At 70.7% G+C, this 21412-nt stretch carries 21 protein-coding genes and 1 tRNA gene; 11 read left to right on the top strand and 11 right to left on the bottom strand.

From position 1 onward, the window contains the following. Nucleotides 1–7 precede the first annotated feature (7 nt). Nucleotides 8–547, top strand: coding sequence for a Yip1 family protein (locus GXW74_RS15130; RefSeq protein WP_211847348.1), 540 nt, complete (start codon nt 8–10; stop codon nt 545–547). A 157-nt stretch (nt 548–704) separates the two neighbouring features. On the opposite strand, the gene aqpZ is transcribed toward GXW74_RS15130, so the two are convergent. After that, entirely contained in the window at nt 705–1397 is a 693-nt protein-coding gene (gene aqpZ, locus GXW74_RS15125) for an aquaporin Z (protein ID WP_211847347.1), read from the bottom strand. Nucleotides 1398–1863: 466 nt separating this feature from the next. Further along, nucleotides 1864–2049, bottom strand: coding sequence for a hypothetical protein (locus GXW74_RS15120; protein ID WP_211847346.1), 186 nt, complete (start codon nt 2047–2049; stop codon nt 1864–1866). 198 nt (nt 2050–2247) lie between these two features. On the opposite strand from GXW74_RS15120, the gene GXW74_RS15115 reads away from it, so the two are divergent. Then, a complete protein-coding gene (locus GXW74_RS15115) occupies nt 2248–2871 on the top strand; it encodes a hypothetical protein (protein WP_211847345.1) in 624 nt (207 codons plus the stop codon). A 5-nt stretch (nt 2872–2876) separates the two neighbouring features. On the opposite strand, the gene GXW74_RS15110 is transcribed toward GXW74_RS15115, so the two are convergent. Next, nucleotides 2877–2951 (bottom strand) — tRNA-Thr (locus GXW74_RS15110). Nucleotides 2952–3067: 116 nt separating this feature from the next. Here GXW74_RS15110 and GXW74_RS15105 point away from each other — a divergent pair. From GXW74_RS15105 to GXW74_RS15095, 3 genes are all read left to right on the top strand, one after another. Continuing rightward, nucleotides 3068–4060, top strand: coding sequence for an efflux RND transporter periplasmic adaptor subunit (locus GXW74_RS15105; RefSeq protein ID WP_211847344.1), 993 nt, complete (start codon nt 3068–3070; stop codon nt 4058–4060). Nucleotides 4061–4073: 13 nt separating this feature from the next. Next, complete coding sequence (locus tag GXW74_RS15100) at nt 4074–5318, top strand: ABC transporter permease (RefSeq protein ID WP_338148247.1); 1245 nt, start codon at nt 4074–4076, stop codon at nt 5316–5318. Between the two features lie 133 nt (nt 5319–5451). Beyond that, a complete protein-coding gene (locus GXW74_RS15095) occupies nt 5452–6129 on the top strand; it encodes an ABC transporter ATP-binding protein (protein WP_211847343.1) in 678 nt (225 codons plus the stop codon). 148 nt (nt 6130–6277) lie between these two features. Here the strand turns inward: GXW74_RS15095 and yddG are convergent, their stop codons facing one another. Further along, nucleotides 6278–7120 carry an aromatic amino acid exporter YddG gene (gene yddG, locus GXW74_RS15090; protein WP_211847342.1) on the bottom strand — a complete coding sequence of 281 codons (843 nt, stop codon included), beginning with the start codon at nt 7118–7120 and terminating at the stop codon, nt 6278–6280. Nucleotides 7121–7303: 183 nt separating this feature from the next. Here yddG and GXW74_RS15085 point away from each other — a divergent pair, with 183 nt between their 5' ends. Next, nucleotides 7304–7648, top strand: a complete 345-nt coding sequence (locus GXW74_RS15085; protein ID WP_211847341.1) for a phage holin family protein — start codon at nt 7304–7306, stop codon at nt 7646–7648. Nucleotides 7649–7741: 93 nt separating this feature from the next. On the opposite strand, the gene GXW74_RS15080 is transcribed toward GXW74_RS15085, so the two are convergent. After that, the gene (locus GXW74_RS15080; protein WP_211847340.1) at nt 7742–8161 is read right to left on the bottom strand and encodes an RrF2 family transcriptional regulator; all 420 of its coding nucleotides are present in this window, start codon (nt 8159–8161) and stop codon (nt 7742–7744) included. Between the two features lie 73 nt (nt 8162–8234). Between GXW74_RS15080 and GXW74_RS15075 the strand changes: the two genes are divergently transcribed. From GXW74_RS15075 to GXW74_RS15065, 3 genes are all read left to right on the top strand, one after another. Beyond that, on the top strand, nt 8235–8723 hold the full coding sequence (locus GXW74_RS15075) for a group III truncated hemoglobin (protein WP_246523389.1): 489 nt from the start codon (nt 8235–8237) through the stop codon (nt 8721–8723). Then, on the top strand, nt 8720–9388 hold the full coding sequence (ytfE, locus tag GXW74_RS15070; RefSeq protein ID WP_211847339.1) for an iron-sulfur cluster repair protein YtfE: 669 nt from the start codon (nt 8720–8722) through the stop codon (nt 9386–9388). Before GXW74_RS15075 ends, ytfE begins: the two co-directional genes overlap by 4 nt. An 86-nt stretch (nt 9389–9474) precedes the next feature. Next, on the top strand, nt 9475–10401 hold the full coding sequence (locus tag GXW74_RS15065) for a DUF808 domain-containing protein (RefSeq protein WP_211847338.1): 927 nt from the start codon (nt 9475–9477) through the stop codon (nt 10399–10401). 79 nt (nt 10402–10480) lie between these two features. Here GXW74_RS15065 and GXW74_RS15060 read toward each other — a convergent pair whose 3' ends face one another. Further along, entirely contained in the window at nt 10481–11788 is a 1308-nt protein-coding gene (locus tag GXW74_RS15060) for an LLM class flavin-dependent oxidoreductase (RefSeq protein WP_211847337.1), read from the bottom strand. Between the two features lie 179 nt (nt 11789–11967). On the opposite strand from GXW74_RS15060, the gene GXW74_RS15055 reads away from it, so the two are divergent. After that, nucleotides 11968–15732 carry an ExeM/NucH family extracellular endonuclease gene (locus GXW74_RS15055; protein WP_211847336.1) on the top strand — a complete coding sequence of 1255 codons (3765 nt, stop codon included), beginning with the start codon at nt 11968–11970 and terminating at the stop codon, nt 15730–15732. 126 nt (nt 15733–15858) lie between these two features. Here GXW74_RS15055 and GXW74_RS15050 read toward each other — a convergent pair whose 3' ends face one another. Together GXW74_RS15050 and GXW74_RS15045 are read right to left on the bottom strand one after the other, a co-directional pair. Further along, the gene (locus tag GXW74_RS15050; RefSeq protein ID WP_338148246.1) at nt 15859–17247 is read right to left on the bottom strand and encodes an ATP-binding protein; all 1389 of its coding nucleotides are present in this window, start codon (nt 17245–17247) and stop codon (nt 15859–15861) included. Nucleotides 17248–17255: 8 nt separating this feature from the next. Further along, the gene (locus GXW74_RS15045) at nt 17256–18296 is read right to left on the bottom strand and encodes a penicillin-binding protein activator (RefSeq protein ID WP_211847335.1); all 1041 of its coding nucleotides are present in this window, start codon (nt 18294–18296) and stop codon (nt 17256–17258) included. A gap of 107 nt (nt 18297–18403) precedes the next feature. On the opposite strand from GXW74_RS15045, the gene rsmI reads away from it, so the two are divergent. Further along, nucleotides 18404–19282, top strand: a complete 879-nt coding sequence (gene rsmI / locus GXW74_RS15040; RefSeq protein WP_338148245.1) for a 16S rRNA (cytidine(1402)-2'-O)-methyltransferase — start codon at nt 18404–18406, stop codon at nt 19280–19282. Nucleotides 19283–19450: 168 nt separating this feature from the next. Here the strand turns inward: rsmI and GXW74_RS15035 are convergent, their stop codons facing one another. The 3 genes from GXW74_RS15035 to hisF form a co-directional block, all read right to left on the bottom strand. Then, a complete protein-coding gene (locus GXW74_RS15035; protein ID WP_211847333.1) occupies nt 19451–19834 on the bottom strand; it encodes a histidine triad nucleotide-binding protein in 384 nt (127 codons plus the stop codon). 180 nt (nt 19835–20014) lie between these two features. After that, on the bottom strand, nt 20015–20563 hold the full coding sequence (locus tag GXW74_RS15030) for a phosphoribosyl-ATP diphosphatase (RefSeq protein WP_246523387.1): 549 nt from the start codon (nt 20561–20563) through the stop codon (nt 20015–20017). Beyond that, nucleotides 20563–21345 carry an imidazole glycerol phosphate synthase subunit HisF gene (gene hisF, locus GXW74_RS15025; protein ID WP_211847332.1) on the bottom strand — a complete coding sequence of 261 codons (783 nt, stop codon included), beginning with the start codon at nt 21343–21345 and terminating at the stop codon, nt 20563–20565. The genes GXW74_RS15030 and hisF overlap by 1 nt, the downstream gene beginning before the upstream one ends. Between the last annotated feature and the right edge of the window lie 67 nt (nt 21346–21412).

Genomic DNA, 21412 nt, shown 5'->3' with positions numbered 1-21412 from the left:
GGACCGCATGGAACAGCTGATCGCACGTGTGAAGGGGATGATCCTGTCCCCGGCAGAGGAGTGGCGCACCATCCAGCGGGAGCCGGTCGAGCTCCTGCCGCTCTTCACCCGCTACGTCATGATCCTCGCGGCGATCCCGGCGGTGGCCGGGATGCTGATGATGATGATGTTCGGCTTCTTCTTCACCGCGATCAGCGGCGCGATCGTGGGCTATATCCTTTCGGTCGCCAGCGTCTTCGTGACGGCGAAGATCATCGAGATCCTGGCGCCGAATTTCGGCGGCCCGCAGGATGGGGATGCGGCGCTGAAGCTCGCCGCTTTTGCGCCGACCGCAGCCTGGGTGGCGGGGGCGGCGATCATCATCCCGATCCTTGGCGGGTTGGTCGCGCTCGCGGGGGCGATCTACGCGCTCTATACGCTCTATATCGGCGTGCCGACGGTGATGCGCGTGCCGCAGGAGAAGGCACTGACCTTCACGCTGGCGGTGATCGGCGTCGCCATCGTGGTGAACATCGCTGTTCGGCTGCTGACGGGGGTCTTCATCTAGAAGACTGTTCCGAGAGGGGCGCCGCCCCTCTCGGGCTCTCCCTGCCAAAGGCCGAAAGGCCTTTGGAAACCGATATTTGAGTCACCGCGGGTTCAGGGGACCGTGTCGCCTGGTGGGGGAGCTTGAGGGAGCGACGCCCCCTCAAACCGCAGCCTGATCAGGCCTTGTCATCCGGCCAGAAGCTGCGGGAGACGATTCCCGCCACCACCGCGCCGGCGATCGGCGCGACCCAGAACAGCCAGAGCTGCTGCAGCGCCCACCCGCCGACGACCAGGGCCGGCCCCGTGCTACGTGCCGGGTTTACCGAGGTCTGGGTGACCGGGATGCTGATCAGGTGGATCAGCGTCAGGCCGAGCCCGATCGCGATCGGCGCGAAGCCCGCCGGCGCCTTCGAATGCGTCGCGCCCAGGATGATGATCAGGAAGAAGAAGGTCATCACGAACTCGGTGACCAGCGCCGCGTTCATGCTGTACTTGCCGATGGAATGGTCGCCGAAGCCGTTGGCGGCGAATCCGCCGACCTCGAAGCCCGCCTTGCCGCTGGCGATGACATAGAGGATCCCCGCCCCCGCAATGGCGCCGAGCACCTGCACGATGATGTAGGGCACTGCCTCTCCGGCCGAGAAGCGTCCGCCTGCCACCAGGCCGAGCGTGACCGCCGGGTTGAGATGGCAGCCCGAGACATGCCCGATCGCGAAGGCCATGGTCAGCACGGTGAGGCCGAAGGCGAAGGACACGCCGAGCAGCCCGATGCCCACATCCGGAAAGGCGGCCGCCAGGACCGCCGAGCCGCAGCCCCCGAGCACGAGCCAGAGCGTGCCGAGAAATTCGGCGGCGAGTTTTGGTGCCATGCGACTGCTCTCCGTTTTGATTGCAACGTCGCAATGTTAGCGCCGTCGCATGACGGTTCGGCAAGCCCTGGGGAGCGTGGCCGGCATGGACGCCACATTCTGGTACGCCGGGTCTCGCTGTTGGAGGCAGGCATCCCGCGGCTGATGGCGTCGGTGCGCGCGCCGGTGATGAGAACGATGGCGGCTGACGGACGATCGCGGCCGCGGGCGGAGGATCGGGCACGTCCGCCGGCTCGGCACTCCTCCTGTGTCCAAGCGACCCAAGGCTCGCCGCGGCAACAGGCCGCGAACCCCCAGGCTAGCGCGGTTTCCGTTCGCCTTGGCACACGGCAACCGCTCCAGCCTTCTGTTTTCGCGAGCATCTTTGCCCGATCAGTGACTCCACCTGATCGGGATCTGCTCTAGGAGCCGCGGCCGCGCGAAACCATCAGGCGGCGACCGGACGTCCCCATCTCGCCAGCACCGGTCAACCCCAGGTGTTCTGGGGGCTTCGGGGAGTATCACCAAAGATGACCGGCGGCGGAAGGCGGGCATCTTCAAGGCGATCGAGAAAGTCCGCGTACCACGCAAGAGCATTCCCGAGCCCGCGAAGAATGAGCCAGAGTCCCAATACGCCGACCAGCATGTAGGTCGCGACCATCGAAAAGGCCATTTTAGCTTCCCCTCGCGCATTCTGCGCGGCGCAAACGATGCAGGGGCTGCCGGACCGTGCCGGCCCGCCCCACGCCAACGATGATCGGGGAAAATGCTTACTATTCCGTGAGCGGTGGCGCGCGCGCTTCAGGATGGTGGCGCGTGGTCGCGGATGTCCGGCGGGTGGCTTGGTCGGACGTACAGGGCGAGCCTCGCGATGGCGACCGCTGCACCTGCGGTGGTTGGCGCTGGCAGGCCTCGGCGCCGATCCTGGAAGGTTGGGCTTCCACGACGTACCAGCCTCAGCCATATCGACGGCGAGTACCTGTGTCCGTCGCCCGACGGGACGCTTTGGACCTACGACTCGTTCGCGGGCGCGTGGGACAAGAACGTCGCCCGCGCCAACATCCGACTTGCACGTCGCCTCATGAAGGCGAACCCCCTTCCGTCTCGTCGCCGTAAGCAGGCGCGCGAAACAGCGAAGATGGAAATCCGCAAGCGCCTGATCATCGGGCTTCAGCGGCGCGACCTCCGGAGGACCGGCATGGTCGAACTGGCACTCTCGGGCGTCCCCGATCACCAGATCGCGTCCCTGTCCGGACACAGCATCGAAACGACCAAGCGGATTCTCGACACCTACATCCCGAGGCGCTCGGAACTCGCCCTTGCGGCCGTCGAGCAGTGGGAGGCCAGCGGAGGCACCGGGAAGGTGATCGCCCTTCACACCCTGCCGGTCCAGCGTTCCTTGGAGGCCGCCATCGAACGGGTGGTGAATGCCTCTGCAAACCGGACTGCAAACCCCAGCCGGGGCGCAAACCGGAAAAAGGCCGTAAGTCCTTGAAAAAATGGTGCCGGCACGCGGATTTGAACCGCGGACCTACTGATTACGAATCAGTTGCTCTACCACTGAGCTATGCCGGCCCCTGCCGCCGTGCATCCCTGCACGATCCGGGCGGCGCCTTCTACCCGTCAGGGCGCCCACCCGCAACCGGGTTTCATCCCCAGGCCCCCCGCCCCGTGCTAAGTCATGCGCCGCCATGCGCCGCCGCATCCTTCTCCTGGTCCTCCTGGCCGTCGCCGCGGGCGCCGCCTGGGTCTGGTGGGCGCTGCCGCCGGCCGTCTCCATCGCCCTGGCGACCAGCGGCCCGGCACTGCGCGCCATCTATGCCACCGGCAGCGTGGAACCGGTCACCTGGGCCAAGGTCGGCCCGGCCGTCCGTGCCCGCATCACCGAGGTCCTGGTCGAAGAAGGCCGGCGCGTCACCGCCGGCCAGGCCATGGCCCGCCTCGACGACCGGGAAGCCCAGCACCGCGCCGTGGAAGCCGAGGCCCGCGCCCGCTTCGCGGAGGAGGAACTCACCCGCATCCGCACCCTGGTCACGCGCGACGTCGCCTCCCGTTCCGCCCTCGACCGAGCGGAGGCCGAGGCCCGCGCAGTCCGCGCCGCCGCCGAGGCCGCGCAGCGCCGCCTCGACGACTACGTCGTCCGCGCGCCCTCCGACGGTCTGGTGCTCCGCCGCGATGCCGAGGTGGGAGAGGTGGTCGACACTCCCGCCGCCCTGTTCTGGATCGGCGAGCCCCGCCCGCTGCGCATCACCGCCGAAGTGGACGAGGAAGACATAGCCCAGGTGCGCGAAGGCCAGCGCGTGCTGCTGCGTGCCGACGCCTTCCCCGGCCGCGTCCTGACTGCGACCGTCGCCCAGATCACCCCCAAGGGCGATGCGTCGCGCAAGGCCTACCGCGTCCGCCTGGCCCTGCCTGACGACACTCCGCTGATGATCGGCATGACGGTCGAGGCGAACATCGTCCTGCGGGAAACCGACGATGCCGTGCTGATCCCGCCCGCCGCCATCCGCGACGGCCGCGTCTTCGTCGTGCGGCAGGAGACGGTCGAATCCCGCACGGTCGAGCTGGGCGTGCAGGGACCCCGCGCCGTCGAGATCCTGCGCGGCCTGGTCCGTGGCGAAGCGGTCGTTCTCAACCCTCCGGCCGGGCTCTCCAGCGGGCAGGCGGTGCGGCTGCGGCCGTGATGGGCATGGCGCCGTGAAGCTGATCCTCGACCTCGCGCGCGGCATGCTCTCACGCCGCCGGCGGCAGACGCTGGTCAGCGTGCTCGGCGTCGCGCTCGGCGTGGCCTTCTTCATCGCCATCGCCTCGCTGATGCGCGGCTTCCAGACCTACTTCATCCAGCAGGTCATCGACGTGCAGCCGCACATCGTCATCAAGGACGAAACCCGCACGCCCCTGCCCCAGGCGGCCGAAATGGCGGTGACGGACGGCGCCGTCTCGGTGAACGGCGTCAAGCCACGGGACCGCGTGCGCGGCATTCGCGCCTCGGGCGACAAGCTCGCCATCCTCGAAGCCATCCCGGGCGCGGCCGCGGCACCGATCCTCACCGGATCGGCCCTGCTGCGCTATGGCGCGCGCGATGTCACGGTCACCATCACCGGCATCGACCCGCCGCGCTACCGCCGTGTCGCCAATCTCGAGAAGGACCTCATCCGCGGCAGCCTCGAGGACCTGCGCTCCGCCGCCAATGGCCTGATCATCGGCGATACGCTGGCACAGCGGCTCGGCGTGCAGCTCGGCGATACGGTGATCGCCGTCTCGCCGCGCGGCGTGTCGCTGCAGATGAAGATCGTCGGCATCTTCCACACCGGCATCGTCACGCTGGACCAGACGACCGGATATGCGCTGCTCAAGGTCAACCAGGTGCTGCAGGACCGGCCCAACGTCGTGAACCAGATCCTGCTGCGGCTGGCGGACGTGACGCAGGCCGAACCGCTCGCCCGCCAGATCGAGGCGCGCTTCGGCGACCGCACCGAAAGCTGGGAGGAGCAGAACGCCAACATCCTCACGGTCTTCGTCATCCAGAACGCCATCATGTACAGCGTGACCGGCGCGATCCTGCTGGTCGCCGCCTTCGGCATCTACAACATCATCTCCACCGTGGTGTTCGAGAAGACGCGCGACATCGCCATCCTGAAATCGCTCGGCTTCACGGAAGGGGACATCCAGCGGCTGTTTCTCGTGCAGGGGATCATCGCCGGGGTCCTCGGGGCGGCGCTCGGCTGTGTGCTCGGGCAACTGATGATCGAAGGGCTCGCGCAGGTGCGCTTCCAGACCGAGACGCCCGCCGGCAACGACCGCTTCCTGCTGGCGCGGGACTGGCGGATCTTCGCGGTGGCGTCGTTTTTCGCGGTGGCGTCGGCGGCGCTGGCCGCGGTGATTCCGGCTCGGCGGGCGGCGCGGCTCGATCCGGTGCAGGTCGTCAGGGGGGCAGCGTGAAGGAAGGTCGGGGGAGTGAACTCCCCCGATCCCCCTCCTTTCTTTGGCCGTTGGGAACTGACGTCGGAGGCCGGCACCAGGTGACAGGGAAGGGAGGGGGTTCGGGGGAGGTTCCCCTCCCCCGACCTTCCCCATGACCCTCCTCTCGGCCGAGGGCGTGACCAAGCGCCTTGCGGAAGGTGTCACCCTGGTCAGCGACATCTCCCTGTCCATCGAGGGCGGCGAGTTCGTCGCCATCACCGGCCCTTCGGGTTCGGGGAAATCCTCGCTGCTCTACCTGCTCGGCCTGCTGGACCGGCCGAGCGAAGGGCGCGTGCTGCTGGAAGGCCGTGACACCGCGGCGCTGCCGGCGCCGGAGCTCGCGGCACTGCGCCTCGCGCGGCTCGGCTTCGTCTTCCAGTTCCACTTCCTGCTGCCGGAGTTCTCGGCCCTCGACAACGTGCTGATCCCGATCCGCCGGCGCGGCGCGCTGAAACCAGCGGCGGCGGAGGCGCGCGCCATGGCGCTGCTCGATGCCCTGGGCCTGGCGGAGGCCGCGGCGAAGCTGCCGGAGCAGCTCTCGGGCGGCATGCGCCAGCGCGTCGCCATCGCCCGCGCCCTCGCCAACGACCCCGCGCTGCTGCTCGCCGACGAGCCGACGGGCAATCTCGACACCAGGAATGCCGCGGCGGTCTTCGACATCTTCGCCCGCCTGGCGCGGGAGGACGGGCGCGCCGTGGTGGTCGTGACGCACGACGCGGAACTGGCGCGGCGCACCACGCGGCGGATCCACCTGGTCGATGGCCGGATCGTCAGCGACGAATGCGGCTGAAGCTCAGCGCCCCTTCGAGAACGTCCGGCACCGGCCCGCACCCCTTCCCGGCCGCCCGACGACAGCATCCTGAAAGGGTGGCCAGGTGGGCGTGCGGGCCGGTGCCGGACACGAGCATGCGCCGAATGGCGCATTCTCGAACGGGCTCTCAACCCTTCGCCGTCGCCGCCAGGATCCCGCCGCCCACCACCAGCACCGCCGCGGCGCCGGTACGCCAGTCGAGCACCCCTTCCCCCGCGACCACCAGCAGCAGCGTGGAGGCGACCGGCACCGCATAGGCAAGCGTGCCGAGCAGCCGCGGATCGCCCCGCTTCATCCCCGCATCCCACAGGAAGAACGCCGCGCCGAGCGGTCCCGCGCCGAGCGCCAGAACCGATGCCCATTGCCGCGCATCGGGTACCACTGTCGTCTCGAAGGCCAGATGCGCGACGCCGGCCAGCACCGCCGTCGCCAGGCAGAAGCCGGCGAGAGCTTCGGTCGGCACCGCCGCCATGCGCTTCGATGTCACCGAATAGACCGCCCAGACCACCGCGCAGCCGAGCGCGCAAGCGAAGCCAAGCGCCGCTCCGGCCGGAAAGGACGCGCCGGCGCCGACCAGCAGCACGCAGCCCGCGAAGCCGAAGCCGACGCCCGCCAGGCGTTGCGGTCCGAGATGCAGCCCGAGCACCGGACCCGAGAGCAGCACGATCAGCAATGGCCAGAGGTAGTTGAGCAGGTTGGCCTCGACCGGCGGTGCCAGGGCCAGCGCGGCGAAATAGAGCGCGTGGTAGCCGAACAGCCCGCCCACCCCATGGACCCAGGCCAGGCGACCCTGGCGCAACAGCTTGAGCCGCCCCTGCGCCGCCACGACGCCGAGTGCGAGCAGCCCGCCCACGGCGAATCCCAGCGTGGTGAGCTGCAGCGGCGGCAGGCCGCTCGCGGAGCGCGCCAGCAGGGCCAGGAATGCCCAGAGCAGCAGGGCGCCGGCCCCGGCGAGTGTGGCGGAAGTCATGGCGCGGGCGGGGATCCTGCGGTAAGGAATTCGAGAAAGGTCGGTGCGTTGCCTTGCCGGCCGCCCGTCATAGGACAGTTCATGTCCGGCGCGAAACCGCCGGGCAGCCCGGATTGGGGCAGGACAAACCACCCGCACCGGCGCCATCACCCGGGCGGCATTAAGGGGGAGGAGCGGGGCAGGATGCTCGGCTTCATCGTGCGCACCGTGATCATGGCGGTTGCGCTGTGGGTTGCGGTTTCCATCGTGCCGGGGCTGGAGGCGAGAGACTGGCGGACCCTGCTGCTCGCCGCCATCGTCCTCGGCATCGTCAATGCGACCATCCGGCCGGTCGCCCTGCTGTTCTCGATCCCCATCACCATCCTGACCTTCGGTCTCTTCGTGCTGGTGGTGAATGCCGGGATGCTGGCCCTGGTTGCCTGGCTGGTGCCGGCTTTCACCATCTCCGGTTTCTGGGCGGCGGCGTTGGGCGCGATCGTCGTGTCGCTCGTCTCGGCAGCGATCAATGGCGGGCTGACGACCGGCTGATGCCGGCCGGCTTTCGGTCAACCCGGTATCCGCGTTCGGGTCTTGCATGCAGCCGCCACACCTGCGCGGCGCGCCACGCTGCCGGCGCCGGCATCAGAACGGCGCCAGCGTGCCGGCCGGCGTGCAATCGGCGAGCGTGATGCCGTCGAGCGTCCGGTAGAAGGCCGCCTCCGCCCCCGCCAGCGCGCCCTTGAGCCGGCAGCGCGGCGTCAGACTGCAGGCGCCGCCATCGGCGCGGAAGCACTCGACGATCGCCTGGCCTTCTTCCATCCGCCGCACCACCGCGCCGATGCTGATGCGCTCGGGCGGCAGCGCCAGCGTGACGCCGCCCTGCGCGCCGCGCAGCGTGCGCACCAGCCCGGCGGCGGAGAGCGACTGCACGACCTTGTGCAGATGGTTGCGCGACAGGCCGAGTTCGCGCGCCAGCACCTCGGTCGAGAGGCGCCGTTCCGGCTCGGCGGCCAGGCGCATCAGCGCCCGCAGGGCGAAATCGGTGGCGGCGAGAAGGCGCATCGGGATGGATCCTGAATTGGTATTGACGATACCAGAAACGCAGGGCAGCTTAATTGGTATTGGAGATACCAATATGCAGCCCAGCGCCCCCATCCCCGAAGGCGCGGCCCGCCGCGCCGCGCTCTCCGCCGAGATCGCCGCTGCGACCGGCCTGAGCGACGCCGGCATCACCGCCCTGCTGCGCGACTTCTACGCCCGCGCCCGTGCCGACGACCTGCTCGGCCCCGTCTTCGCCCGCGTCGCGCACTGGGACGACCACATCGCGAAGGTCAGCGATTTCTGGTCCTCGGTCGCGCTGATGACCGGGCGCTACCACGGCCAGCCGATGCGCGCGCATTTCGGCCTCGGCCTGACGCCGGCGCATTTCGCCCGCTGGCTCGCGCTGTTCTCCGCCACCGTCGCCGAGCATTGCACCGAAGCCGGCGCCGCGCTGCTCACCGCCCGTGCCCGCACCATCGCCAGCAGCCTGGAAATGGGCATCGCCGTCGCCGATGGCGTGCTGCCCACGCGCCATACGCCACCTCAGCGCCCCGCATCGGGCGGGGCAGGAGCCGACGCATGATCCCCACCGCATCCCAGGGCCTCGCCGGGCGCACCCTGTCCGACATCGCCGCCAGCCTGCCCGGCGCCACCGCGGTCTTCCGCGCGCGCAAGATGGATTTCTGCTGCGGCGGCGGCGTGCCGCTCGCCGAGGCCGCTGCGGCCAAGGGCCTCGACCTCGCGGCGCTGGAGACGGAACTCGCCGCCCTCGACGGCAATGCCGCCCCGGCGGACGCCGATCTCCCGACCGAGACGCTGATCGGCCGCATCCTCGAACGCTACCACGCCGTCCATCGTCGGGAGTTGCCGGAACTCGTCCGCCTCGCCCGCCGCGTCGAGGCGGTGCACCGCGCCAATGCCGACGTCCCCGCGGGCCTCGCCGACCTGCTCGAAGAGATGGAGGCGGAGATGGCCAGCCACATGATGAAGGAGGAGCGCATCCTCTTCCCCATGATGCTCGCCGGACAAGGCGCCATGGCCGGCGGTCCGATCGCCGTCATGCGTCACGAGCACGACGACCACGGCGACCGGCTGGGGCGCATCCTCGCGCTGACCAGCGACGCGACCCCGCCCGAAGGCGCCTGCACCACCTGGCGCGCGCTCTATGCCGGCATCCGCAAGTTCGCGGAGGATCTGACGGAGCACGTGCACCTCGAGAACAACGTCCTGTTCCCGCGCTTCGCGTGACCCAATGATGACCGCTTCGGCGCCGGATTGAAGCCGGCGCCGCCTTCTGCGAGGGTTCCCGGGCCGCAAGCCCCGGGAACCCTCGCATGAGTACAGGACTGCTCGCCCTGCTGGACGACGTCGCCGCCATCGCCAAGGTGGCCGCGGCCTCCATCGACGACATCGCGCTCCATGCCGGCAAGGCAGGGAGCAAGGCCGCCGGCGTCGTGATCGACGACGCCGCGGTGACGCCCCGCTACGTCGTCGGCTTCGACGCCTCCCGCGAATTGCCGATCATCGGGCGCATCGCGCTCGGCTCGCTGCGCAACAAGCTGCTGATCCTGCTGCCCGCGGCCCTCGCGCTCTCGGCCTTCGCGCCCTGGGCGATCACGCCGCTGCTCGTCCTCGGCGGCATCTACCTCTGCTTCGAGGGCACCGAGAAGGTCGCCGAATGGCTCTTCCCCCACGCCGCGCAGGAGGACGCCCCCGCCGCAGCGCCGGCGAGCGCGCAGCACCTCGAGGACGCCAAGGTCGCCGGCGCGATCAAGACCGACTTCATCCTTTCGGCCGAGATCATGGCCATCACCCTCGCCTCCATGCCGGAGGCCGGCATCGGCACCCAGGCCGTGGTGCTGGCGCTGGTCGGCGTGGTGATCACCTTCCTCGTCTACGGCGTGGTCGCGATCATCGTGAAGGCGGACGACATCGGCGTGGCGCTGGCGCGGCGCGGCAACGGCGCGGCCCGGGCCGTCGGGAACAGCCTGGTGCGCGGCATGCCGGTGCTGCTGAAGGTCCTGTCCATCATCGGCACGGCAGCGATGATCTGGGTCGGCGGCGGCATCATCCTGCACGGGATGGAAGCCTTCGGCCTCGGCGCCCTGCCGCACCTGATCCACGACATCGCGGCGGCGGCCGGGCACGGCGCGCTCGAATGGATCATCGGCGCGACACTCGCGGGGGTGGTCGGCCTGATCGTGGGGGCGGCGACGATCCCGGTGGCGACGCGCCTCCTTGTCGGGAAGGGAGCGCATTGAGAGGGAAGGTCGGGGGGAGTTCCCTCCCCCCGATCCCCCCACCTTCTCCGGCACCTCCGCGCCGCCTGCGCCGGCGCGGCTATTTCGGGAAGAAGGGGTTCGCGGGCGTCTCCAGGCCCAGGTGGCCGCGCAGAGTCGTTGCGGTGTAGGCCGTGCGAAACAGGCCGCGACGCCGGAGCTCGGGCACCACCTCGTCCACGAAGCCGTCGAAGGCGCCGGGGAACCATGCGGGCAGGATGTTGAAGCCGTCTGCCGCGCCGGTCTCGAACCACTCCTGCAAGGTGTCGGCGATGTCGGCGACAGTGCCGGCTATCACCCAGTGGCCGCGCGCGGCACCGGTCAGGTTGTGCAGGTCGCGCCAGGTCATCTCCTCCCGCCGCGCCTTGGACAGCATCGCGCGCGCGAAGCCGTGGGAGGTGTCCGGCAAGGGCAGGTCCGGCACCTTCTCGTCGAGCGGGAAGCCCGAGACATCGACGCCGAGGCGCGAGGACAGCAGCGACGCAGCATTGGTCGAGGTGACGAAGGACTGCAGCCTGTCGAGCGTGTCGCGCGCCTCCTGCCGCGTCCTCCCCAGGATGGGCATGACACCGGGCAGCACCGCGATCTCCTCCGGCCGCCGCCCGTAGCGCGGCATGCGTGACTTCAGCGCGGCATAGGCGGCCTTCGCCTCATCGAGATCCTGCACCACCGAGAACACCACATCCGCGGTGCGCGCGGCGAGGTTCAGCCCGGGCTCGCTCGACCCCGCCTGCAGGATGATCGGCCGCCCCTGCGGGCAGCGGCCGATGTTGAGCGGGCCCTTCACGCGGAAGAACTCGCCCTCGTGGTCCAGGCTGCGGACCTTGGAGGCGTCGATGTAGCGGCCGGTGTCGCGCTCGGCGACGATCGCGCCGTCATCCCAGCAATCCCACAGGCCCATCACCACATCGACGAATTCCTCGGCGACACGGTAGCGCGCCTCATGCGGCGGATGCTCCCGCCCGAAATTCGGCGCCGCGCGCGGGTTGGAGCTCGTCACCGCGTTCCAGGCCGCGCGTCCGCTGCTCAGGTGGTCGAGCGAGGCGAAGAAGCGCGCGACGTTGTACGGCTCCTGGTAGGAGGTCGACATGGTCGCGCCGAGGCCGAGATGCGTCGTCGTCGCGGCGAGCGCCGAGAGCATGGTGATCGGCTCGAACCGCGCGGTGAAGGAGGGATGGTCGTTCACGCCCGCCTGCAGCCCGTCGCCAAGGAAGAGCAGATCGAAGCAGCCGCGCTCGGCGATGCGCGCGATGTGCTGGATGACAGGCAGCGACTGGAAGGAATCATAGGCGCCGGGCATCCGCCAACCGGCGATATGGTTGCCGGTGCCGAGCACGAACACGCCGAGATGCATCTGCCGCTGCGCCATCAATCCTCTCCGCTGCGAGCGCCCAGGGTGACCGCGGCGGCCGCAGTCGGCAAGTCGCGGTTCCTTCTCCGGAGCGACGCGGAATCTTAACCGGCCGTCACCTTGAGATCAGGCCGTCGGACCGGACACCTTCCCGGCCCGACGCCGCGCCGCCCCGCCGGCCCCGCCTGGAGGAATGCATGAGCACGACCTACCACGTCCTCGCCGCCGGCGATTTCAGCCAGAACTGGAGCGATTCCGGGCTCATCGCCGCGAATGACGACTGGAACGGCGTCGCCTCCATCGTCGGCTACCGCGGCGACGACCTCACCACGGCGACCGGCGTCGATCCCCGGACGCTTCTCGGCGCGGATCCGCTGCAGGTCCTGGACGTCAACGCGAACCAGACCAATCCCTCCACCTACACGGCCGGCGGCCTCGCCGAGTTCGAACTTGCGGATCCGACCGTCGCGCTGAACGGCTCGGGTACGGCGGATGCCCCCTATCTCGTGCTCTTCCTCGATACCACGGCGCGCAGCGCGGTCACGCTGAGCTTCAACCTGCGCGACCTCGACGCTTCCACCGACAACGCCGTGCAGCAGGTCGCCGTGCAGTACCGCCTCGGGGAGGCCGGCAGCTGGACCGACCTGCCGTCCGCCTATGTCGCGGATGCGACCGCCGGCCCTTCCCTCGCCACGCTGGTCACGCCGGTCAGCGTCGTGCTGCCGACCGCGGCCGAGGACCAGGCCCAGGTGCAGGTCCGCATCATCACCACCAACGCCGCGGGCAATGACGAGTGGGTCGGCATCGACGACATCCTCGTCACCTCCACCGGCGTGCCGGTCGAAACCCTCTCGATCGCCGCCGGCGCCGACAACGCCGAGGGCGATGCCGGCACCACGGATTTCACCTTCACCGTCACCCGCGCAAACGGCGCGGGCGAGGCCGGCGCGAGCTGGACCGTCATCGCGCCGGGCGGCGCAGGTCAGGCTTCCGCCGACGACTTCGCCGGTCCGCTTGGCGGCACTGTCGCCTTCGCCGAAGGCGAGACCGAGAAGACCATCACCATCGCGGTCGCCGGCGACACCGAGGCCGAGGCGGATGAGGGCTTCACCGTCGTCCTGTCCGACCCGACCGGCGGTGCCGTGCTGGGCACGGCCAGCGCCGCCGGCACCATCCGCAACGATGACATCGCGGTCACGCGGATCAGCGAGGTGCAGGGCGCCGGCGACACCAGCACCATGGTCGGCCGGACCGTCACCATCGAGGCGATCGTCGTCGGCGACTTCCAGACCGGCGACGGCGACGCAACACGCAACCTGCGCGGCTTCTTCCTGCAGGAGGAGGACGCCGACGCCGATGGCAACGCCGCAACCTCCGAAGGCATCTTCGTCTTCGAGAACGCGCTGCTCGCCGATGTCGCGATCGGCGACAAGGTGCTCGTCACCGGCACCGTCAGCGAATACTTCGGCCTGACGCAGCTCAACGCCCAGTCCGTCACGGTCCTCGGCTCCGGCCATGAGCTGCCGACCGCCGCGGTCATCGAGCTGCCCGCCGCCGACGTCACGCTGAACCAGAACGGCGCCTGGCAGCCGGACCTCGAAGCCTTCGAGGGCATGCGCGTCACCATCCCGCAGACGCTGACGATCTCCGAGCAGTTCAACCTCGACCGCTCCAACGAGATCCGCCTCGTCGCCGGCGACCGGGAGACCTCCTTCACCCAGGACAACGACCCCTCGGTCGAGGGCTATGCCCAGCATCTGCAGGAGCTCGGCGCGCGCACCATCGTCTATGACGATGGGCAGAACGCGCAGAACCTGCCGATCGCCAACCTCGACGGATTCGGCCCTACCTACGATGCCACGACCGCGCCGCGCATCGGCGACCAGGTGACGGATCTCTCGGGCGTGCTGGACTACCAGTGGGCGGGCTTCTCCTCATCCGGCTCGACCTGGCGCATCCGCTCGACCGTCGATGGCGAGAACAGCTTCGACAGCGTCACCGAACGCCCCGAGACGCCGCCCGATGTCGGCGGCACGCTGCAGGTCGCTTCCTTCAACGTCCTGAACTTCTTCCCGACGCTGAACAGCAACCCCGGCGACGACAGCACGAACTCCGACCCGAGCGACAACACGGCCCTCGGCCTCGACTCCCGCGGCGCCAACAGCGCCGCCGAATACGAGCGCCAGTTCGAGAAGCTGCTGACCACCCTCTCCGCGATCGATGCGGAGGTCATCGGCCTGATCGAGCTCGAGAACGACTTCCTGGAAGGCGCCCCGGGCAACGCGATCGAAACCATCGTCAACGGCCTCAACGCGCTGGAAGGCGCCGAGGTCTGGTCCTGGGTCAACCCGGACACGCGCTTCCTCGGCGGCGACGCCATCGCGGTCGGCATGATCTACCGGAATGACGCGGTGCGCCTCGCCGAGGGCACGACCGTCGCGACCCTCGACGATTCCGACCTCGCCGGCCTCGGTCTTCAGCATCTGATCGACGACAGCACGGTGGGCGGCGTCTTCAACGGGCTCAACACCAGCCGCGTGCCGCTCGCCGCCACCTTCGAGCATCTCGACAGCGGCGAGACCTTCACCGTCGCCGTCAACCACTTCAAGTCCAAGAGCGGCACCGGCACCGGGGCCGATGCCGATGCGCTCGACGGCCAGGGCAACTGGACCCAGCAGCGCGAGTTCGCCGCCACCGCCCTCGCCGAATGGCTCGACACCGACCCGACCGGCTCGGGCGACGAGGATGTGCTGATCATCGGCGACCTCAACGCCTATGCGCGGGAGGACGCGATCGGCATCCTCGAGGATGCGGGCTACGTGAACCTCGAACAGCCGGGCGACCACTCCTACGTCTTCGACGGGCAGACCGGCTCGCTCGACCACGTGCTCGCCTCGGGCTCGCTGCTCGACCGTGTCACCGGCGCGGAGCCCTGGAGCATCAACGCCGATGAGGCGGATGCGCTCGACTACAATACCGATTTCGGTCGCGATCCCGCCATCTTCGACGGCGGCACGCCCTACCGCACCTCCGACCACGACCCGCTGCTGGTGGGGCTTGACCTGCGGCCCGCCGAGGCGATCGAATTCGCCCTCGCCGCGGGCCGCCTCGACTCCACCGCCCTGCTCTACCGGAACACGGCGGTGGTCGGCGTGCAGGACAGCGCCGACCTGGACGACAGCACCGGCGCCGATCTCGGGCGCTTCCTCCAGACCGACGGGGACGTCACCGTGCTCCGCGTCGAACTGGAGAACGGCCGGACCGTCGGCGGCTTCTTCGGCGCACAGGCGCGGCTGGACTGGCAGGAGCCGGGCGTGGCCACGCTGCGCGATGCCGGCATCCTCGGCGTGGACGGCGTGACGGTGACCGACTTCGTCGGCAGTGCGCTGACGGTGAAGGATTTCGCGACGGTCGACCTGACCCTGACGCGCAGCCAGGACCTGTCGCTCCGCCTCCAGGATGCCAGGCAGGCCACGATCGTGACCGGCGCCGGCGACGACACGATCCGCATCGATGGCGACACCGGCCTGGCCTGGCGCCCGTCGCGCTACGAGGTCGATGCCGGCGCCGGCGACGATCGCATCGTCCTGGACCTCGATGATTGCTGGTCCTGGGTCGGCTCGCTGGCTCGCACGACGCTCTCCGGCGGCGCGGGCGAGGACACCATCCACGGCGCTCGCTCCGCCGACACGATCGATGGCGGTGCCGGCGCCGACGACCTCTCGGGCCATGGCGGGCGCGATGTCTTCGTGCTGCGGGCCGGCGAGATCGACGGCGACGTCATCCGCGACTTCGACACCGCCCGTCACGCCCATGCGGACCGCGACCTGCTGCTTTTCGAAGGCTTCGCACCCGGCGCCGTGCTCGCGAATGCCGGCGGCGATCTCTGGACGATCGGGGGCGAGACCTTCGAGCTCTCGGGCGTGCTCTCTCTACGCGCGAGCGACTACGCCTTCGCCTGACGGCGCCCCTTCGGCGGTAGGACCCCCGCGGGCGCGGCACCGCGGGCGGTGCCGTGCCGCCCTGCCGGATGCCGAACCCGCGCCAGGCCGGCCGGCGGTCCCGCCCGCCAGGGCGGGGTGCCGCCGTCACCTCGCCTCAGCCCCCGGCAGCCAGACCCGGAAGGTGGTTCCGACGCCTTCCTCGCTCTCGATCGTCAGCGTCCCCCGGTGGCGGTTGACGATGTGCTTGACGATCGCGAGCCCGAGCCCCGTTCCGCCTGCCCGCCGGGACCGGCCCCTGTCCACGCGGTAGAAGCGTTCGGTCAGCCGGGGGATGTGCTCGCGTGGAATCCCCGGCCCGTCGTCGGCGACGGCCAGGTTCACGCCGGCGCGTCCGTCGGGCGCCGTGGCAGGCGCCACCGAGAGGCGGACATGGCCGCTGTCCCGCCCATGTCGGACCGCGTTCTCCAGCAGGTTGCGGATGACTTGCGCAAGCTGGTCGGCATCGGCCGGCTCGGCGGCGGCCGGCGCCACCTCCAGCTCGAGCCGCGCCTTCCGCGTTGCCAGGATCGGCGCCATGGCATCCGCCTCAGCCCGCGCCAGCGCCGCCACGTCGACGCGGCCAGAGGGTGCCTGGTGCTCCGTCAGCTCGATGCGCGAAAGGCCGAGAAGGTCGTCGATCAGCCGCCGCATGCGGTCGGACTGCTCGGCCATGATCTCGAGGAAGCGCTGCTGCGCCGCGGGGTCGTCGGCCGCGGGGCCGCGCAAGGTTTCGATGAAGCCGATCAGGCTGGCGAGCGGCGTGCGCAGCTCATGGCTCGCATTGGCCACGAAGTCCGCGCGCATGCGTTCGACGGCCCGTTCCCGCGTGCGGTCGGACAGCAGCACGATGACGCGCCCGCCATCGGCCAGCGGCGGGTCCATCGGGATGACCTGCGCGGCGATGTCGCGGGCCACCGGCACGGCCAAAGCGAGATCCGCCAGCGCCGGCGTGCCGGCCGCATAGGCGTGGTCCAGCGCCTCGGCGAGCGCGGGGTGGCGCAGCAGGGCCGCGGCATCGGCCGGGGCCGCGGCGGCCGGGGCAGGGCCGAGCATCTCCCGCGCTGCGCGGTTGGCGCGCAGCGGCACGCGCTCGGCGGAGAGCACCAGCAACGGGTCGGGCAGGGCTTCGATGATGGCGGCATCGGCACGGCGCAGCCGTTCGACCAGCGTCCCCCGTTCCTCCAGACTGCGCGCAAGGCGCGTGACGTCGTCCGCCACCTGCTGCACAGACGGCATCAGCGGCCGGCCGGTCGGGCTCGGCACCGCGCCGCCGGACGCCGCGGCGCGGATTTGCAGTGCCAGCCGCCCGAGATGGCCGAGCCAGAGCCGCGCCACCACCGCGCCGCTGGCCAGCGTCACGCCCAGCGCGACGAAGCCCGGCCGCGGCGCGACGGCGCCGGTCGCCATCATCGCCAGCAGCACAGCGGAAGGCGGGCCGGCGACAAGCAGGCTCGAGCGCAACCACGCGCCGGCGGCCGGCCGTTCCCCCAGCACGGCGAAAGTCAGGATCCGGCGGTGCCGGGCACCGGTGCGCGTTCGACCATCCGCGCCTCGCCGCTCGGTTCGATGGCGAAGAGCGCCAAGCCGCGCTGTACCTGGCCTTCGGGCTGCAGCCGCACGGGGCCGTCCACGCCGTCGAAAACCTCCCCGGTATTGGGGCCAGCCTGGCCGCGCGGGGTGAGCACCACGCGCGCGGCGACGCCGGCTGCATCGTAGGCGACGCCGGCGAGGCGCGGCGGGCGTTCCCCGAAGGCGCCCTCGTAGCGGGAGTCGAAGCTCGCGCGGCTGCGTGGGTCCGGCGCGGCGAAGAGCGCCCCGTGCAGCGCCGGCTCCTGCCCGAGCGTCGCATCCTGTGCCCAAAGCGCATGGCCGAGGATGCGCGGGGCCGGGGTCGCGGCGGCCGCGATGCCCCCGGCCACCCCCCGCGCCAGCGCGCCTGTGCTGCCGATCAGCACCGCATCGACCCCACCCGAGGCGCGGCCCATGAGGTCCTGCGCCACGCTCGATCCGTTCGCGCGCACCGGGTGCATCACCATCACCGGGTCCGGCAGCCCCCATTCCGAGGTCATGTGCCGCATCGCCGTCGCCAGGGCGCGGCCGAAGGCGTCGTCCGGCGCGGCAAGGGCGAAGCGCTGCGCGCCGCCCGCCATTGCCGCCCCCATGGCGCGCCGCACCTGCTGCGCGGGCGTGACGCCGAGCGTCCAGACACCCGGCCCGGACTGCGCCGCGTCGTTGGTGAAGGCAAGGATGGGAATGCGCGCCGCCCGCGCGGGCGTCGAGGCGGCCGAGGTTTCCGCCGCGGTCAGCGGCCCGACGATCACGCGCGCGCCCTGACCGGCGGCGCGCCGTGCCGCCGCGGCCGCGCCCGAGGTGGTGCCGCCGGTGTCCATCGGCAGGAAATCGACCGAGCGGTTGCCGCGCTCGAACAGCGCGAGCTCCGCAGCCTGCTGCATGGCGGCGCCAAGCGGTGCCTGCGGGCCGGTCAGCGGCAGCAGCAGCGCGATCCGGTTGCGCGGCGGCTCCTGCAGCGGCCCGGCCGTCATCGGCCCGGAGGCTTGCGGGCCACATGCCGCGAGGCCCACAAGGGCACCGAGCATCAGCACGGGAAGACGGCGTGGTAGGCGTAGGCGAGGCAGAAGGGACACGGTCCGTGGATCCTCCCGGTGGTCCGGCGACGCCGGGCCTTGTGCTCGTCGCGACGCCGATCGGCAACCTCGGCGACCTCTCGCCGCGGGCGCTGGCGGCGCTCAGGGACGCCGACGCCGTGCTGTGCGAGGACAGCAGAGTGACCGGCGGCCTGCTCGCGCGCCAGGGCATCGCGGCAACCATGATCCCCTTGCACGATCACAATGAGGCGGCGCAAGCCCCGAGGCTGGTCGAACGCATGAAGTCGGGCGAACGCTTCGCGCTGGTCTCGGATGCCGGCACGCCGCTGGTCAGCGACCCGGGCTATCGGCTGGTGCGCGCGGCGATCGAAGCGGGTGTCGCGGTGTCCGCCGTGCCCGGGCCGAATGCGGCGGTCACCGCGCTGGCGCTGTCCGGCCTGCCGCCGCACCCTTTCCTGTTCCTCGGCTTCCTGCCGGCCAAGGCCGGGCCGCGTGCGGCGGAACTGGCGCGGCTGCGCGCGGTCGAGCGCGCCGGCCTGTCCGCCACGCTGGTCTTCTTCGAGGCACCGCACCGGCTGGGCGAGGCACTCGCCGCCATGGCCGGGGCCTTCGGCCCCGACCGCCCCGCCGCCGTGGCGCGGGAGATGACGAAGCGCTTCGAGGAGGTGCGGCGGGGAAGGCTCGCCGATCTCGCCACGCACTACGCCACGGCCGAGGCTCGGGGCGAGATCTGCGTGGTGGTCGGCCCGGCGCCGGAGGAGACGGCCGGCGAGGGCGAGCTCGACGAGCGCCTGCGCGATGCCCTCGCGGCCGGGATGAGCCTGCGCGACGCCGCGGCCAGCGTCGCCGCCGCGACAGGCCTGCGGAGGCGGGAGGTCTATGCCCGCGCCCTGGCGCTGGCAGGCGAAGCGGAGCGCGGTTGAGCGACCACGACTGCCGCTGCCACGCCTCGGCCAAAGTCGGAGATGCGGGGGAGGAGAACCTCCCCCGCTCCCCCTCCCTTCCTTGGCATTTGGAGACTGACGGCCGCAGCCGGCACCAGGTGACAGAAAAGGGAGGGGATCCGGGGGAAGTTCTCCTCCCCCGACCTTCTACTCGGCCCTCGGCACCATCCGCCCGATCCGCCGCCCACCGAAGATATGCACGTGGAAATGCGGCACTTCCTGCCCGCCATCCTCGCCCATGTTGGTGAGCACGCGGTAGCCGGCGCCTTCCAGCCCGAGGTCCTTCGCGACCTTCCCGACCGCGCGCCAGAACCCGGCGATCTCGGCTTCCGATGCGCTGGCGCTGAAATCCGCGAGCGACACGTAGCGCCCCTTCGGGATCACCAGCACATGGACCGGCGTCTGCGGGTTGATGTCGCGGAAGGCGAGGGCGTGATCGTCCTCGTGCACCTTCGTCGCCGGGATCTCGCCGCGGAGGATGCGGGCGAAGACGTTGGAATCGTCATAGGGGGGCAGTCCGGTCACGGACATGGCGGGGCTCCTGGTTCGGGTGCCGCATCCTGTCGCGCCACGCCGAAGGCGCAAGCGTGGCGAACCTCGCTGCGGGTGCGGCGGCAGGTTCGGCTTCGGCCCGGCCGCCGAACGCAGCGCGGAGCAGATCGGCAATGGCTGCCGCATCGGCCGGCCGCGCCTCGCGCAGGGCCGGCGGGGTCACGGCAATTTGCGCGTCCCGGCGGCACGGAGGATGCCCTGCGGGCGCGACGCCTTCTCGGCGATGCCGGAGATGCCCTGCCGCCGCGCAAGTTCGCCCCAGACCTCCTGCGGCCGGATGCCGGCATCCACCCAGACGACCACCAGGTGGTAGAGCAGGTCCGCGCTCTCGAGCACCGTTGCCTTGCGGTTGCCGATCGCGGCTTCGATCACGCACTCCACCGCTTCCTCGCCCAGCTTCTGCGCCACCTTGGCGGTGCCGCGGGCGATCAGCCGGGCGGAATGGGAGGTCATGGTGTCGCCCGACCGGCGCCGGTCCTCCACCACCTCCCACAGGCGGTCAAGGATGCCGGCCTCCGCCCCCTCGATCGCGGTGGTCAGCGGAGCAAGGATGCGCTTCTCCGCCTTGCGCAGGGTCTTCGGCGCCTTGGCCTTGGCGGTGGCGGGCGCCACCGGAAGGGTGCTGGGCAGCGGCAGCTTCGGCTTCTTCGCCACCGCCCTCTTCGCGGTCTTCACGGCGACGGCCTTCTTCTTCACGATCTTGGCCATCAGGCAGCCCTCATGTGTCGGGGGGCGTGGCGCACCGGCAGGCCGGCGGCCTCGAGCGCGGCCTTGGCGTCGGCAATGCGGAATTCCCCGTAGTGGAAGACGGATGCGGCGAGCAGCCCGGTTGCCCCGGCCCGCGCGCCTTCGACGAAGTGCCCGACCGTGCCGACGCCGCCGGAGGCCACGATGGGCAGGCGCGTGGCCGCGCGCACCGCGCGGGTCAGCGGCAGGTCGAAGCCCTGCTTCGTGCCGTCGCGGTCCATGGAGGTGAGCAGGATCTCGCCCGCACCCAGGCTTTCGACCCGCCTTGCCCATTCCACCGCGTCGATGCCGGTGCCACGGCGGCCGCCATGGGTGAAGACTTCCCACCCCTCGCCGGTCTCGCGCCTGCGGGTGTCGATCGCGACCACGATGGCCTGGCTGCCGAAGGCCTCGGCGGCGCGGCGCACCAGGTCGGGATCGCCGACCGCCGCCGAGTTGATCGAGACCTTGTCGGCACCGGCGAGCAGCAGGCGCCTGGCATCCTCCACGCTGCGCACGCCGCCGCCGACGGTCAGCGGGATGAAGACCTCCGCGGCCGTGCGGGAGACGACGTCGAGGATGGTGTCCCGGTTCTCGTGGCTGGCGGTGATATCGAGGAAGGTGACCTCGTCGGCGCCTTCGGCATCGTAGGCGCGGGCCTGCTCCACCGGGTCCCCGGCGTCGCGCAGCTCCACGAAGTTCACGCCTTTGACGACGCGGCCGTCCTTCACGTCGAGGCAGGGGATGACGCGCAGCGCAAGCACAGCGGCGGATGATCCTTTCACTTGTCCGGAAAACGGCGCCCGATCGCGGAGCACCGTTGGATCGAAA

Source organism: Neoroseomonas eburnea (assembly GCF_018129005.1).
Classification (GTDB): domain Bacteria; phylum Pseudomonadota; class Alphaproteobacteria; order Acetobacterales; family Acetobacteraceae; genus Neoroseomonas; species Neoroseomonas eburnea.
The sequence above is the reverse complement of the archived record's forward strand: the minus strand, read 5'-3'. Positions and strand labels throughout refer to the sequence as shown.